We start from the raw sequence: 14,014 nt of genomic DNA on the forward strand, positions 1-14,014 counted from the left end.
CGGGTTGGCGGCGCTGCGTGGCCTGCTGGACCGGCCGCTGGCCTCCTACTACCTCCTGCTGTTCAGCGCCGGCCTGCTGCTGCTGATCGGTCTCACCATGGTCTTCTCGGCGACCAGCGTGGAGGACTTTGCCAAACGCGGCGATGCCACCGCGTCCCTGACCGAGCAGGCCATCTTTGCGGTGTTCGGCATCGTGGCCTTCTGGGCGTGCCAGCGGTTGCCGGTCCGCACCTTCCAGGCGGTCGCCTGGCCGGCGCTCTGGGGCACGGTGGGGTTGCTGCTGCTCCTGAATCTGTTGCTCGCGCTCCGCTCGCTGGCCGGCGTCAAACAGGTCGGCCCGTTCTCCGTACAACTAAACTGGCTGTACGTCGGGCCGTTCCAGCTTCAGCCCTCCGAGCTGGCGAAGTTCGCCCTCGTTCTGTGGGGTGCGGACGTGCTCGCCCGAAAGGGCGCCAGGCTCGGCTGGTGGCGGGAGTTGGCCACGCCGTTCTTCCCGGTGCTGGGGCTGCTGTTCGTGCTGGTCGGCTACAACGACCTGGGCACGCTGCTTTGTCTGCTGGCCCTGGTCGTCGGGCTGCTCTGGGCGGCCGGGGTGCGGATGCGGGTCTTCGCGGTGCTGAGCGCGATCGGCCTGTTCGGTGTCGGTCTGCTGGTGGCGGTCGCTTCATTCGGCGCTGGGTCGAGCAAGGCGGGCCAGGAGGACGAGGGTAATTTTCGGCTGGACCGGCTGACGAACTTCTTTGACCCGCCGCCGCTCGATACCTGCAAGCTGCACGAGTGCTACCAGATGCTGCAAGCGCGCTACGCGATCGAGAACGGGGGTTGGTTCGGCACCGGGTTGGGCAAAAGCTCCCTGAAGTGGGGCTCGCTTCCCGCCGCGGAGAATGACTTCATCTTCGTGATCATCGCTGAGGAGCTGGGTGCTGTCGGGTGCGGTGTGGTCGTGGCGCTCTTCGCGGTGCTCGCGTACACCGGGCTGCGGATCGCCCGCCGAGTGACCGGCCGGTTCCGGCAGCTCGCCGCCGCCGCGGCGACCGCCTGGCTGATCGGCCAGGCCGTGATCAACATAGGTGGCGTGATCGGGTTGCTGCCGCTGACCGGTGTGCCGCTGCCGTTCATCTCCGATGGCGGGAGCGCCCTGATCGTCACGCTCGCCGCGGTCGGCATGCTCGCCTCGTTCGCCCGAGCCGAACCTGATGCGGCGAGAGCCCTGCATGCCCGTCCGCCGGCCCGATGGGTCCGACTAGTCTGGGCCCCATTGCCGCCGCTTCCCGGCCGGCGTCGCCCGGGTGCCCCACCTGCGCCCCGGGCCCGGGCGCCCCGGGGGCGGCATGGAGACGACCAGGCCGCACCGCGTGCGGTTCGGGCGAATCGGGCCCGGCGTGGGTCGGCGGAGGAGAGGAGACGGTGATGGGTCCGCTGCGTTCGGTGGTGCTTGCGGGAGGTGGCACCGGGGGGCACATCTACCCGCTGCTCGCCTTCGCCGACTGCCTGCGCCGACACGACTCCGGCATCCGGATCACCTGTCTGGGCACCCCCAAGGGGCTGGAGAACGAGCTGATCCCGCCCGCCGGGTACGACCTGCGTCAGATCCCCGCGTACCAGCTCCCCCGCTCGGTCAACCTGGACCTGGTGAAGACCCCGGGCCGGATGTGGACCGCGGCCCGGGCGGCCGGCAAGGTCATCAACGAGGTGCAGGCCGATGCGGTGGTGGGGTTCGGCGGATACGTCTCGGTTCCGGCGTACCTCGCTGCCTGGCGACGTGAGCTGCCGATCGTCATCCACGAGGTCAATGTGCCGCCGGGGGTGGCCAACCGGCTGGGCATGAAGTTCACCAAGCACGTCGCGGTGGGCTTCCCGCACCAACCGGCGCAGGCCGAGTCGCTGCGCGGTGCCCGGGTGGTGGGGGTGCCGCTGCGCCGGGGCATCGCCGGTCTGGACCGGGCTGCCATGCGCACCGCCGCCCGCGCCCACTTCGGTCTCCGTCCAGACCTGCCGGTGCTCTTCGTCGCCGGCGGATCACAGGGCGCCCGCTCGATCAACCTGGCGGTCACCGGGGCGGCCAAGGAACTGGCCCGGAACGGAGTGCAGGTGCTGCACGTGGTCGGTGCACGCAATGAGGCGGTGTCGGTGCCGACCGACCTGCCCGCACCGTACGTGACGGTGCCGTACCTGTCGCAGATGGAGCTGGGGTACGCCGCGGCCGACCTGATGCTCGGCCGGGGCGGGGCGATGACCTGCGCAGAGGTGGCGGCGGTCGGGCTGCCGACGATCTACGTGCCGTACCCGCACAGCAACCAGGAGCAGCGACGAAACGCGTTGCCGGTGGTGGAGGCCGGGGGCGGACTACTCGTTGACGACGCCGAGCTGACACCGGCCTGGGTGGAGAACACGGTGATCCCGTTGATCCGTGACCCGAATCGGCTGGCCATGATGGGGGCTGCCGCAGCCGCGTACGGGCATCGCGACGGCGACGAAGCACTACTCAACTTTGTCTATGAGGCGGTGGTCCGGTGAGCGGGACGAGTGCGGCGAGGTTCTCGCCGGCCGGTGGGCTGACCGCGGAGGATCTCGGCGCCATCCACCTGATCGGGGCGGGCGGGGTCGGGATGAGTGGCCTGGCCCGGCTCTTCCTCACCCGCGGGATCTCGGTCTCCGGCAGCGAGCTGCGCGAGTGGCCATCCCTGGCGGGCCTGCGGGCACTGGGTGGCACCATCCACATGAGTCACGAGGTGGCCAACCTCGACGGTGTGGACACCGTCGTCTACTCCTCGGCAATCCCCCCCGACCACCTGGAGCTGGTGGAGGCGCGCCGTCGTGGCCTGCGGGTGCTGCACCGTTCCGAGGCACTTGCGGCGGCGATGACCGGCCGGCGGACGGTCGCGGTGGCGGGCACCCACGGCAAGACCACCACCACCTCGATGGTGACCATGGTGCTCCAGCAGGCCGGGGTGGATCCGTCCTTCGTGATCGGCGGGGAGATATCTGAGGTCGGTTCCGGTGCACACCACGGCACGGGTGAGTACTTCGTGGTGGAGGCGGACGAGAGCGACCGCTCCTTTCTGATCTATCGGCCATTCGTGTCGATCATCACCAACATTGAGGCCGACCACCTGAACACCTACGGTGACCTGGCCAATCTGGAAGCGGCCTTCGCTGACTTCGCCCGCCTCACCGACCCGGACGGTTTCATCATCACCTGTGCTGACGACCCGGGGAGCCGGCGGCTGGCCGAGACGCTGCGGGCCGAGGGGCGGCGGGTGCACACGTATGGCACCGCGACCGACGCGGACCTACGGCTGACCGAGATGGCCTCATCCACCCGGGGCATTCGCTATCTCGCCGAGATCGATGGCCGGTCGTTGGGCGAGTTCCGGCTGCCGGTGCCGGGGCGGCACATGGGTCTCAACAGCGCCTCGGCGGTGCTTGCCGAATACCTATTGGACCTGCCGCTGGAGGCGGCGCAGGCCGCGCTGGCGGCCTTCCCCGGCGTGCGGCGGCGCTTCGAGCGTAAGGGCGTCGCGGACGATGTGCTGGTCTACGACGAGTACGCCTACCACCCGACACCTATTGCGCTGGCCCTGCGGACGCTGCGGGAGGTGGCCGGCGACGGAGGGCTGATCGTGGTGTTCCAGCCCTATCGGCTCTACCGCACCCGGGATCTGCAGGCGGAGATCGCCGAGGCCCTCGCCATCGCCGACGAGTTGGTGCTGCTGGAGGTCTTCGGCCCCGGGGAGTTGCGGGAGCCGGGGGAGGGGTCGGCGGCGTTGATCGAGGCGGTGCCGCTGCCGGCCGACCGGAAGGTCTTCGTGGACTCCTGGGAGGCGGCCCCGGTCGAGGTGGCCCGCCGGGCCAAGCCGGGTGATGTCGTGGTGACGATGGGCGCGCCGCCCAGTTCGCTGCTGGGCGACCAACTGCTCGACGCGTTGTCGAAGCGGGCCGCGGCGAGCCCCACCGGCATCGTGCCCGGCGGTGACGTCGGGGGTGCGACGACGATCGGGGGCACCGTCCCCGACATCCCGGGTGGCTCCACTCCAGATGTTTCCACCGCCGGATGAGTTCGGGGCCTACGCGTCGGCGTACCTCCGGGGTGGAGGGGGGTGTCGGCCGCCGGGGGCCGGTCCGCCGGTGGCAGCTGGTTCGGGCCGGCCGGGACGCGGTGCCCGCCTCAACCCGACGGTTCATGGCCCGGGCCCGGCGGCGCCGAATGCGCGCCGTTTTGCCCTGGGCGCTCACGGCTGGCGGGTTGGCGCTGGCGGGGTTGGTCGGCTGGATACTGGTCGGCACTGGCCTGTTCGGGGTGCGTGAGGTGCGGGTGGAGGGGGCCGAGTTGGTGACCCCGGTCGAGGTGCGTGATGTCGCGGGTGTGCCCGACGGCACGCCACTGGCCCGGGTGGACCTTGCCGCCACCGCGGCGCGCATCGGGGCCCTGCCGGCGGTCGAGCGGGTTGACGTGACGCGGGACTGGCCGGATGCCCTCGTGGTTCGGCTGACCGAGCGGACCGGTGTGGCGGTGGTGCCGCAGGAGGACCGGTTTCTCGTGGTGGATGCTGCTGGGGTCGTCTTTCGCCGGCTGTCGGCGCCCCCCGACGGCTTACCGGTGATCCGGCTGGCGGCACCGGGCCCGGCCGATCCGGAGACCCAGGCCGCTCTGGCGGTGCTCGCCGAGCTCACCCCGCAGCTGCGGGGTGAGCTCGTGAACATCACGGTGGAAGGGCTGGCCCGACTCACGCTTCACCTGCGCGATGAGCGGCGGGTGGTGTGGGGGGACGCGACCCGGGGGGCAGACAAGGCGCAGGTCGCCACCGCGTTGCTGAACGGGGCGGCGGCCACGATCGATGTCAGCGCTCCGGACGTGGTGACCGTTCGGTGATATGTGATCTGCCCGCCGGGGCGACACGCCGCCGGGTTGCTTGGCACATCGGGCGGAGGCGCTTACGTTGCCCCGAAGAGGATCAGTGGTTGACATAAATGTAACCCTCTAGTAGAGGGTGAGGGTTTACACCCGAACCCTGGTGATGGCCGCGTCGTCAACCGTTGATCCTGGGCAAGCCGAGTGGCGCGGCCCATGCCAATCTCGAGGGGGAAAGGACCTTCAGATGACACCTCCGCACAACTACCTGGCGGTCATCAAGGTCGTCGGTATCGGTGGTGGCGGCGTGAATGCCGTCAACCGAATGATCGAGGTTGGGCTCAAGGGCGTCGAGTTCATCGCGATCAACACCGATGCGCAGGCACTGTTGATGAGTGACGCCGATGTCAAGCTCGACGTGGGGCGGGAACTGACCCGTGGTCTGGGCGCCGGTGCCAACCCGGATGTCGGAAAGAACGCGGCCGAGGACCACCGCGACGAGATCGAGGAAGTTCTGAAGGGCGCCGACATGGTCTTCGTGACCTGCGGCGAGGGTGGTGGCACCGGCACCGGGGGAGCTCCGGTGGTGGCGAACATCGCCCGCAAGCTCGGCGCGCTCACCATCGGTGTGGTCACCCGGCCGTTCTCGTTCGAGGGCAAGCGCCGCCAGGTGCAGGCCGAGGCCGGCATTGACGAGTTGCGGAACCAGTGCGACACGCTGATCGTGATCCCGAACGACCGGCTCCTCGCGCTCGGTGACCGGAACATCTCCATGATGGATGCCTTCCGCACCGCGGACCAGGTGCTCCTCTCCGGTGTCCAGGGGATCACCGACCTGATCACCACTCCCGGTCTGATCAATCTGGACTTCGCCGATGTCAAGAGTGTGATGAGCGGTGCCGGCAGCGCGCTGATGGGAATCGGTAGTGCCCGGGGTGAAAACCGGGCGGTGGAGGCGGCCGAGGCGGCCATCTCCAGCCCGTTGCTGGAGCAGAGCATGGACGGTGCCCGCGGCGTGCTGCTCTCGATCGCGGGCGGTTCCGACCTGGGACTGTTCGAGATCAACGATGCGGCGCAACTGGTCACCGACGCGGCCCACCCGGAAGCCAACATCATTTTCGGTGCGGTGATCGACGACGCCCTCGGCGACGAGGTGCGGGTTACCGTCATCGCCGCAGGCTTCGACGGAGGCGCGCCCGCATACAAGGCGGCCGAGCCGGCCCGCAAGACGAATCAGAATCAGCCGGCACCGGCCACGCCGGCGGTACCGGCGCCGCCCACCACCCCCGCCCCGCAGCAGTCGCCGCGTCGGGTTCTCTTCGACGATGTCGATGTTCCCGACTTCCTCAAGAACGGTTCCTGAGTCCTGCCGATGACCAACACCCCCGCCGCGACGCCCACCAACCGGAACGCTGATCTTGCAGCTGGCCTTGCCCGAGTCCGTACCCGAATCGCCGACGCCTGTGCGGCGGCCGGTCGAGACCCCGGGGAGGTGGCCATGATCGCGGTAACCAAGACGTACCCGGCGAGTGACGTTGTCGCCCTGGTGGGGCTCGGGGCAGTCGAGGTGGGGGAGAACCGGGACCAGGAGGCCGCGGTGAAGGCCGCCGAGGTGGCCGCGGCGGGGGTGACACCTCGGTGGCACTTCATTGGCCAGCTGCAGCGGAACAAGGCGAAGTCGGTGGTCCGGTACGCCGACGTGGTGCAGTCGGTTGACAGCGTCCGGTTGGCCCGGGCGTTGGATCGGGCCTCGGCGGCAGAACGGGACCAGCCGTTGGAGGTGCTCCTTCAGGTCAGCATCGATGGGGCGGTGGGTCGCGGCGGTGCGTTGCCCGACTCCGCCGACCCGGACGCGGGACTCGATCCGGTGGCCGAGGTGGTGGCGGGTGCCGACGGGCTGCGGCTCGGCGGGTTGATGGCAGTGGCGCCGCTGGGCTGGGAGCCGGACCGGGCGTTTGCCCGGTTGGCGGAGGTGGCGTCCGGGTTCCGGGTCCAGCATCCGCAGGCGATGATGTTGTCGGCTGGTATGAGCGGGGATCTGGAATCGGCGATCCGGCACGGCGCGACACATGTCCGGGTAGGCAGCGCGTTACTCGGAATGCGCCCCACGCTGCGGTAGCCTGACCGCCAGGAGCAAATTACATCGGTGTTGTTTGGTGGGAGTGGCATTCCTCTCGTCGGGGTTGGGGCGCGCGACGCGAAGCGCGCGCCCGGGGGGTGCCGATCCGGCGAGCAGAAGTGATCCACTTGCGGCAGACGACACGGCACAGGGGTGCGTGCCGTAGGGCGGACGGGAAGGGCGCGGGATGGGTGCGCTGCGCAAGGCGGGGGTCTGGCTCGGTCTGGTCGAGGAGGACGACGAGCGGGCTTACGACGATGGTGGCTACGACAAGGGGAGCTACCGCGAGTCGCGGTATCGGTCGAGCCGATACTCCGAGGACTTCGGAGAAGAGGACGACGACGTCGAGGAGGCCGCTCCGCCCCGCTCGCGGCTCGGCGACCGGGGACGTCTGGAGCGGGCTGCGGCACGGTCGAGTGACGTCGACCACCGCGAGGAGGGCGAGCAGTCGGAGCGGGTCGAGCGCACGAGCGTCCGATCGATCACCCGGTCCGCCCCCGAGTCGTCTGGAGCCCTGACCTACCACACCCGCGACAACCTGGCCTTGGCGCCCCAGGCGCCGGTCCGGGAGCGGGTGCCGGTGGAGGAGGAGCAGCGCTACCAGATCACCACGCTGCACCCGACGACCTACCGGGAGGCGCGGACGATCGGCGAGCACTTCCGAGACGGTGTCCCCGTCATCATCAACCTGACGGAGATGGATGAGGCGGATGCCCGGCGACTGGTTGATTTCGCCGCCGGGCTGGCGTTCGGGCTGCGCGGTACGATCGAGCGCGTGACCAACCGGGTGTTCCTGCTTTCGCCGGCCAATGTCCAGGTCACCGCGGAGGACAAAGCCAAGATCGCTGAGGGCGGCTTCTTCAGCCTCAGTTGATCAGCCCGAGTGCAAGGGACGTCGCCAGCCGTGTTGTCAATCCTGCTGCAGGTTCTTTATCTGGTCTTGTTTGTCTTTCTTCTTATCCTGTTGTCCCGATTTGTGTTGAGTGCTGTGCTCCAGTACGGCCGGCGTTGGCAACCAGGACGGGGGGCGTCGGCGGGGCTGGAAACCGTGTGGAGCGTCACTGATCCTCCGCTCCACGCGTTGAGGCGTGTGATCCCTCCGCTGCGAATTGGTACCGTGAGCATCGACCTGGCCTCCCTTGTGCTCCTGGTTATCCTGTTCGTGCTGATGGAGTTCGTGTTAGGGCCGTCGATCTACCGGACCGCTGGATGACCGATGCGCTTTCGCGGCCGCAACTGACCCGAGGAGTTTCGATGCCGCTGACCCCGGCCGACGTCCACAACGTCGCCTTCAAAAAGCCGCCGATCGGCAAGCGGGGGTACGACGAGGAGGAGGTCGATGCCTTCCTGGATGAGGTCGAGCGTGAGCTGGCCCGTCTGATCGAGGAGAACAACGAGCTGCGCGCTCAGGTGGAGCGCGGTGGCCGTGGCGGCGGCCCCGCCGGTCCGGTCGGCCCCGGCGGTGACGCCCGGCTCGCCGCCGAGCTCAACGACGTGAAGGCCCAGCTCGACCGGGTCCAGCGGGACAAGGCCGGGGCCGAGCAGGCCGCCCGCGCGATGCAGGCGGAGCTGGAGCAGGTCCGCGGCGCCGGTGCCGTGCCGGCCGGTGGCGACGGTGAGCAGCAGGCGCTGCGGGTGCTGATGATGGCCCAGCGGACCGCCGATGATCACGTCACCGACGCCCGCCGCGAAGCCGACCAGGTGCTCTCCGAGGCCCGGTCCAAGGCCGAGGAGGTCACCCGCGAGGCGCGGGCGAAGGCCGATGCCCTGGAGCGGGACGCCCGTCAGCGGCACCAGGAGGCTATGGGTGGCCTGGACACCAAGCGCACTGCGTTGCAGGAGCACATCGAGGGGCTCAAGCAGTTCGAGCGCGAGTACCGCACCCGCCTCAAGGCGTACCTCGAAAGTCAGCTGCGTGATCTTGACAGCCGTGGGCAGGGCCCGGATGTCGAGATCGACCGGACCGATGGTGGTGGGCGCGCTGGTGGAGGCAATGGACTTGCCGCAGCCGGTCTCGCCGGCTCCTACGGCGGCGGTCGCTCCGGCGCGCTGGAAGCCGGTCGCTGACCACACCGGCCGGCGGTCGTCGCGCTGACGGCCGCCCGGTCTCGCTCAGAATCGGAACGAGGCGCGGGGGTGGGCTTTGATAGTCGCCAGTATCCTGCTCATTCTCGTTGCGGTGGTGCTGCTGGTGGCTGGCCTCGCTGATGGATCCAGCCTCCTGCTGATTGTCTCCATCGCGGCCAGTCTGCTGGCCGCCGTCGCGCTCGTCGTGGGTGCCCGCCAGGCAGCCGCGTCCCGGGCTGCGGCGGAGCGACCGCCGTCCGAGACTGATCGAGGCGGTGGGAGTGCCGACCGGCAACCGGGGAGCTTCATGCTTCCCGGGCAGCACTTTCCCCCGCTGATCGACCATGGCGGCACCGGGTGGCGGCAACCACCCGGGCCGCCGGTCGCAGTCTCCGAACCGGTTGCGAACGACGAGCCAGCTCCACAGTCAGTTTCCCCGGCGGAGGCAGCACGGCTGGCCCGACTCGGCCGGGAGGTGTGGGTGGTTGACGCCCACCCCCGCTACCACCTGGCCGGCTGTTCGCGGCTACTCGGCGAGCCCGAGCCGCTTCCCGTCGCCGAGGCGGTAGACCTCGGCTTTACCCCTTGTGCCCACTGCGCCCCGGTCGCCACCTTGTTGACCGAGGAAGGACGGATCGCCAGCGGCGGTGCCGGTGCCTGAGGCGCCCGACGCCCACGGCGATGAACCGTTGACCGTCGCGGTCCGGATCAAGCCGGGATCGTCTCGGTCCCGGGTTGGGGGCCGTTACCCGGGGCCTTATGGCCCTGCTCTGGTTATCGCGGTGACGGCACCACCGGTGGATGGGCGGGCCACCGAGGCGGCGCTTCGTGTCCTCGCCGAAGCGCTCGGAGTCCGGCGGAGAGCGGTTTCCCTGGGCGCTGGGGCGGCCAGTCGAGACAAGATCTTTTATGTCGGTGGGGTCAGCGCCGAGATCGCCCAGACGCTGCACCAGCTCCGCGACGGATAGGGCGGACCGACCACCACGTGCCCTGGCCTCGCGTCTGGTACTTGGCCCACCCCTGGTATTTGGCCCGGCCCTCGGCTTCCGGTCCCCGGTTCCTGACCCGTTGCCCTGCCTTGCCCTGCCCTGCTCTGGGCAACGGGTGCTCCTGGTGCGGTGGTGGCTACTTCCGCGGGCGGCAGCCTGCTCTCCTTGGGTCCGAGGGGCCGGGAAGCTGCCGCGGCGCCGGACGCTGCCGCGGCGGCGGAACGAGGCGGAGCGGTGGCTGCGAACCGTCAAGCTGGCAGCGGTGAGCGGCGTACGGGTTTGGCGATTACGGCGAGTTTCGGAGCATTTAGTCTGCTAGCGTTCCTTTTGCCCGAGATGAGTTAATTCGGGGTGGGCGTCAGGGCGTCGGTGCGCCACATTGTCGGACGCCTGTACGTTCCGTATCCTTGCGAACCTCCGGAGTGCGCGGCCCTATGGCTGCGCGCCCGTTTTGTACCTGGGGGCGCCGAGCGCGGCGGCCTCTGTCCAGGTGCCGCGGTCCTCCGCGGCTCCGCGGCTAAGGGAGCGACGATGGCGAAGCCAGCCGACACGAGGACCGCCGGCCGTAAGCCGGCGACCAAGTCCACCCGCAGCGCGGCGGAGACCGAGAAGATCCGGGTAGCCCTGGCAGCGCGGCGAGACGAGCTTCGTGCCGAGTATGATCAGACGTTGAGCGAGATCACCGAGCTGCAGCGCGACCGGCTGACCGACTCGGCCGGGGACGACCAGGCCGATACCGGCACCAAGACGTTCGAGCGGGAGCAGGAGATTTCCCTCGCGAACAGCATCCTGGAAAGGATCACGCAGGTCGAGCGGGCGCTGGAGCGGCTCGATGAGGGTGGCTACGGCTGGTGCGAGCGGTGCGGCAACCCGATCCCGGTGGAGCGGCTGGCTGCCTTCCCGTCGGCGACCCTCTGTGTGACCTGCAAGCAACTGGCGGAGCGGCGCTGAGACCTCGCTCCCCAGCAGCCCGGTGAGGCGGCGCCGCCGCCGCGAGCGTCGATGGGGAGCAGATGACCGCAGGACCGACCCCGGGATCCGGCCGCGCCGAGGCGGCCGGATCCGCCGAGCCGGCGGGCCGCCCGGCCCCCGAGCCGGACGGCGCCGTCGAGCCGGACCGGCCCGTCGAGGGGGGTGGGCCCGTTGAGGCGGACCGGCCCGTCGAGGCCGCCGGTGCGACGCCCCGCCGCCCCGCCGCGTTGATCCTGTTCGGCATCGGCCTCACCGTGTTGGCGCTCGACTTCGGGACCAAGCACCTGGCACTTCAGGCGCTGGAAGGCCGGGAGCCGGTCGAACTCCTGGGCGGCCTGGTCTATCTCAGCCTCACCCGCAACAGCGGCGCGGCGTGGAGCATCGGCGCCGACTACACCTGGGTCTTCTCGCTGATCACCATCCTCGTGATCGGCTGGATCCTCTGGACGGCGCTGCGCCTGCGCTCCCTGCCCTGGGCGGTGTCGTTGGGGCTGGTGCTTGGCGGGGCACTCGGAAACCTGATGGACCGGATCTTTCGTGCTCCGGGCTGGTTCGTCGGACACGTGGTCGACATGATCAGTGTCCTCGAGCCGTACGGTCGGGCATTTCCGGTGTTCAACGTGGCCGACAGCGCGCTGGTCTGCGGCGTCGTCCTCGCGGTATTCCTCGAGCTGACCGGCCGCCAGCGCGACGGCAGCCGGCTCGGCCGGGACGGACGACGGGCGACCCCCACCGCGCCGCGGGAGCGGGCATGACGGCGGCATACGCGGCCGGCGGTGACCAGCGATCGCTGCCAGTCCCGGACGGGCTCGACGGACTCCGTCTCGACCAGGCCGTCGCGCGGCTCTTCGGGCTCTCCCGGACGACCGCGGCGGCCCTGGTCGACGCGGGCGCCGCACTGGTTGATGGCACGGTGCGGGCTAATTCCTACAAGATTCGGGCCGGGTCCTGGCTGGAGGTGACGCTGCCGGCGCCAGCGGCTCCGCCGGCCGTCGTGCCGCAGGCGGTGTCCGGCCTGGGCGTCGTGTATGCCGACGACGACATCGTGGTGGTGGACAAGCCGGTCGGTGTGGCCGCCCACCCCAGTCCCGGTTGGACCGGACCGACCGTGATCGGTGGGCTTGCCGCGATCGGCCACCGGATCGCCACCAGCGGCGCGGCCGAGCGGCAGGGCGTGGTGCATCGGCTCGACGTCGGCACGACCGGGATCATGGTGGTGGCCAAGAGTGAGCAGGCCTACACCTTCCTGAAGCGGGCGTTCAAGTACCGCGAGGTGGAGAAGCGCTACCACGCCGTGGTGCAGGGGCATCTCGATCCGTTGCGCGGCACCATCGATGCCCCGATCGATCGGCACCCGCACCACGACTACCGCTGGGCGGTGGTCTCGGGTGGTAAGCCCAGCATCACCCACTACGACACACTTGAGGCCTTTCCGGCGGCCAGCCTGGTGGACGTACGGCTGGAGACGGGCCGTACGCACCAGATCCGAGTGCACTTCTCGACGCTGCGCCACCCCTGTGTGGGCGACCTCACGTACGGAGCCGATCCCACCCTCGCCAAGCGGCTCGGCCTGGATCGGCAGTGGCTGCATGCCCGGGAGTTGGGGTTCCGCCATCCCCGAACAGGGGCGGAGGTCTGCTTCGTCAGCGACTACCCTGACGACCTGGACCGCGCGCTGGGAATCCTGCGGGACTAAGCGCGGGAATGACCTGACCGATCCAACGCGACGAGGGGATCTCCGTCCGTGCGCTCCGGTGACCTGCTGCGCCAGCTGGACCAGCGGCTGTTACCCCATCTTGTGGGCACGGCGAACCGGCTGGCCCAGGGCCCTGCCCAACCTGGGGTCCTCCTCGCGGCTGTGTTGCTCTCCTGCCTTGCGGTGACGGTCACCGCGGTGTGGGGGATCGGTGCTCCGCAGGGCGGTGCCCCCACCGCGGACGAGATGACCCGGGTCGGGGTGGCCGCCGGGGAGTCAATTCCCGGCTATCTGCAGGACGCCACGGACGACCTGGAAGCTCTTCCGACGGCGTCCCCGTCTCCGGAGGACGACACCTTTGCGCTGGTCTCGCTGTCGACATACCTGACGCCCCATCAGGCCGCCAACGTCTTCGGCAACGTGCCGGTCGCCGCTGTCATCGGTCGGGTGCCGCTACCGGAGCGGCAGACCGAGGTTGTCCGGATCGACGTGCCGGACCTGCCGGGTGACGTGATCACCGCCATGGCCGATCTGGCGACTCGTAAGGAACGGGAGGCGGGAGACTACCGGGCTCAGGCCGCCGCGGTCAGTGACGGGAGACCAGAGCAGCGCGAGCAGAGCGCGCTGTATCTCAGCGCGGCGCAGATGGCGGAGGCCGAAGCCAAGGCATACCGCGGCGGGTGCGCCTGTGTCTACGCGGCGGTGGTTCGCGCAGAGCCGGTCGAGCTGCGCCAGGTGGCGTCCCAACCGGATGTGCGGGTCGTTGACCCGGCGCCGGAGGTGCACCGGCTGGACCGCGCCGTCTTCACCCCGCCCCTGCCTGAGCAGGAGGTGGTCGCGCACCCCTTTACGGACTCTGATCTGACCACGCCCGATCCGGTGGCCCCCGATCCGGTGGCCCCCGATCCGGTGGCCCCCGATCCGGTGGTCCCGGATCCGGCTGCTCCTGACCCGGTTGTTCCTGACCCGGTTGTTCCCGATCCGGTGGTCCCGGATCCGGTCACCACTTCCACGCCGGCCACCCCCACCCCGGCGGTCTCGGATCCGGCCGTCTCCACCCCGGACCCCGAACCGGCCACCCCCAGCCCGCCGCCGCCGACGGAGGAGTCCGACCCCGCCCCGGTCCCGGAGGTGCGGAAGTCCCCATCGATTTCATCAAGCTTCAGCTACCCGGCCGAGGCGCCAACCACGCCGGTCACCTCGGCGAACGCGGTCGACAGCGGTGCATCCGAGCCGGTTTCGGAAGGTGAGGTCGGCCCGGTGGCAGGCGGACCGGTATAGCCCTAATAGGCTTTCGTTCGTAGCCTGTCAGGCGGGGC

The 14,014-nt window shown here is 69.8% G+C and carries 15 protein-coding genes; all 15 read left to right on the forward strand.

Annotated features, from left to right (window positions below; genetic code table 11):
* The first annotated feature begins 4 nt into the window (after positions 1-4).
* The 15 genes from K228_RS0107655 to K228_RS0107725 all read left to right on the forward strand — a co-directional run bounded on the left by K228_RS0107655 (position 5) and on the right by K228_RS0107725 (position 13,976).
* Positions 5-1,411 carry an FtsW/RodA/SpoVE family cell cycle protein gene (locus tag K228_RS0107655; protein WP_425414504.1) on the forward strand — a complete coding sequence of 469 codons (1,407 nt, stop codon included), beginning with the start codon at positions 5-7 and terminating at the stop codon, positions 1,409-1,411.
* On the forward strand, positions 1,411-2,517 hold the full coding sequence (gene murG, locus K228_RS0107660) for an undecaprenyldiphospho-muramoylpentapeptide beta-N-acetylglucosaminyltransferase (protein WP_025617899.1): 1,107 nt from the start codon (positions 1,411-1,413) through the stop codon (positions 2,515-2,517). The genes K228_RS0107655 and murG overlap by 1 nt, the downstream gene beginning before the upstream one ends.
* Entirely contained in the window at positions 2,514-4,058 is a 1,545-nt protein-coding gene (gene murC / locus K228_RS0107665) for a UDP-N-acetylmuramate--L-alanine ligase (protein ID WP_025617900.1), read from the forward strand. The genes murG and murC overlap by 4 nt, the downstream gene beginning before the upstream one ends.
* Positions 4,059-4,090: 32 nt before the next feature.
* Positions 4,091-4,873, forward strand: a complete 783-nt coding sequence (locus tag K228_RS0107670) for a cell division protein FtsQ/DivIB (RefSeq protein WP_025617901.1) — start codon at positions 4,091-4,093, stop codon at positions 4,871-4,873.
* Between the two features lie 226 nt (positions 4,874-5,099).
* Positions 5,100-6,215, forward strand: coding sequence for a cell division protein FtsZ (ftsZ, locus tag K228_RS0107675; RefSeq protein ID WP_018730744.1), 1,116 nt, complete (start codon positions 5,100-5,102; stop codon positions 6,213-6,215).
* 9 nt (positions 6,216-6,224) lie between these two features.
* Positions 6,225-6,971 carry a YggS family pyridoxal phosphate-dependent enzyme gene (locus K228_RS0107680; RefSeq protein ID WP_025617902.1) on the forward strand — a complete coding sequence of 249 codons (747 nt, stop codon included), beginning with the start codon at positions 6,225-6,227 and terminating at the stop codon, positions 6,969-6,971.
* Positions 6,972-7,158: 187 nt separating this feature from the next.
* Positions 7,159-7,845 carry a cell division protein SepF gene (locus K228_RS0107685; RefSeq protein ID WP_025617903.1) on the forward strand — a complete coding sequence of 229 codons (687 nt, stop codon included), beginning with the start codon at positions 7,159-7,161 and terminating at the stop codon, positions 7,843-7,845.
* A gap of 30 nt (positions 7,846-7,875) precedes the next feature.
* Entirely contained in the window at positions 7,876-8,184 is a 309-nt protein-coding gene (locus K228_RS0107690) for a YggT family protein (protein WP_025617904.1), read from the forward strand.
* Positions 8,185-8,225: 41 nt separating this feature from the next.
* Entirely contained in the window at positions 8,226-9,038 is an 813-nt protein-coding gene (locus K228_RS0107695; RefSeq protein ID WP_025617905.1) for a DivIVA domain-containing protein, read from the forward strand.
* A 112-nt stretch (positions 9,039-9,150) separates the two neighbouring features.
* Positions 9,151-9,699, forward strand: a complete 549-nt coding sequence (locus K228_RS0107700; protein WP_188116180.1) for a hypothetical protein — start codon at positions 9,151-9,153, stop codon at positions 9,697-9,699.
* Positions 9,686-10,006: a DUF167 domain-containing protein gene (locus K228_RS0107705; protein ID WP_025617907.1), complete on the forward strand. Its 321-nt coding sequence runs from the start codon at positions 9,686-9,688 to the stop codon at positions 10,004-10,006. The genes K228_RS0107700 and K228_RS0107705 overlap by 14 nt, the downstream gene beginning before the upstream one ends.
* A 552-nt stretch (positions 10,007-10,558) precedes the next feature.
* The gene (locus K228_RS0107710) at positions 10,559-10,978 is read left to right on the forward strand and encodes a TraR/DksA family transcriptional regulator (RefSeq protein WP_018251665.1); all 420 of its coding nucleotides are present in this window, start codon (positions 10,559-10,561) and stop codon (positions 10,976-10,978) included.
* A gap of 62 nt (positions 10,979-11,040) precedes the next feature.
* Positions 11,041-11,754: a signal peptidase II gene (gene lspA / locus K228_RS0107715; protein WP_025617908.1), complete on the forward strand. Its 714-nt coding sequence runs from the start codon at positions 11,041-11,043 to the stop codon at positions 11,752-11,754.
* Positions 11,751-12,695, forward strand: coding sequence for an RluA family pseudouridine synthase (locus K228_RS0107720; protein ID WP_025617909.1), 945 nt, complete (start codon positions 11,751-11,753; stop codon positions 12,693-12,695). The genes lspA and K228_RS0107720 overlap by 4 nt, the downstream gene beginning before the upstream one ends.
* 48 nt (positions 12,696-12,743) lie before the next feature.
* Positions 12,744-13,976 carry a hypothetical protein gene (locus K228_RS0107725; RefSeq protein WP_025617910.1) on the forward strand — a complete coding sequence of 411 codons (1,233 nt, stop codon included), beginning with the start codon at positions 12,744-12,746 and terminating at the stop codon, positions 13,974-13,976.
* The last annotated feature ends 38 nt before the right edge of the window (positions 13,977-14,014 follow it).

It is taken from the genome of Salinispora cortesiana (assembly GCF_000484695.1).
GTDB lineage: Bacteria > Actinomycetota > Actinomycetes > Mycobacteriales > Micromonosporaceae > Micromonospora > Micromonospora cortesiana.

Excerpts from the sequence above, each read along its gene's own strand:
- lspA (WP_025617908.1), top strand. The coding sequence starts at position 11,041 with ATGACCGCAGGACCGACCCCGGGATCCGGCCGCGCCGAGGCGGCCGGA.
- murG (WP_025617899.1), top strand. The coding sequence starts at position 1,411 with ATGGGTCCGCTGCGTTCGGTGGTGCTTGCGGGAGGTGGCACCGGGGGG.
- K228_RS0107695 (WP_025617905.1), top strand. The coding sequence starts at position 8,226 with ATGCCGCTGACCCCGGCCGACGTCCACAACGTCGCCTTCAAAAAGCCG.
- K228_RS0107680 (WP_025617902.1), top strand. The coding sequence starts at position 6,225 with ATGACCAACACCCCCGCCGCGACGCCCACCAACCGGAACGCTGATCTT.
- K228_RS0107710 (WP_018251665.1), top strand. The coding sequence starts at position 10,559 with ATGGCGAAGCCAGCCGACACGAGGACCGCCGGCCGTAAGCCGGCGACC.
- K228_RS0107720 (WP_025617909.1), top strand. The coding sequence starts at position 11,751 with ATGACGGCGGCATACGCGGCCGGCGGTGACCAGCGATCGCTGCCAGTC.
- K228_RS0107685 (WP_025617903.1), top strand. The coding sequence starts at position 7,159 with ATGGGTGCGCTGCGCAAGGCGGGGGTCTGGCTCGGTCTGGTCGAGGAG.
- ftsZ (WP_018730744.1), top strand. The coding sequence starts at position 5,100 with ATGACACCTCCGCACAACTACCTGGCGGTCATCAAGGTCGTCGGTATC.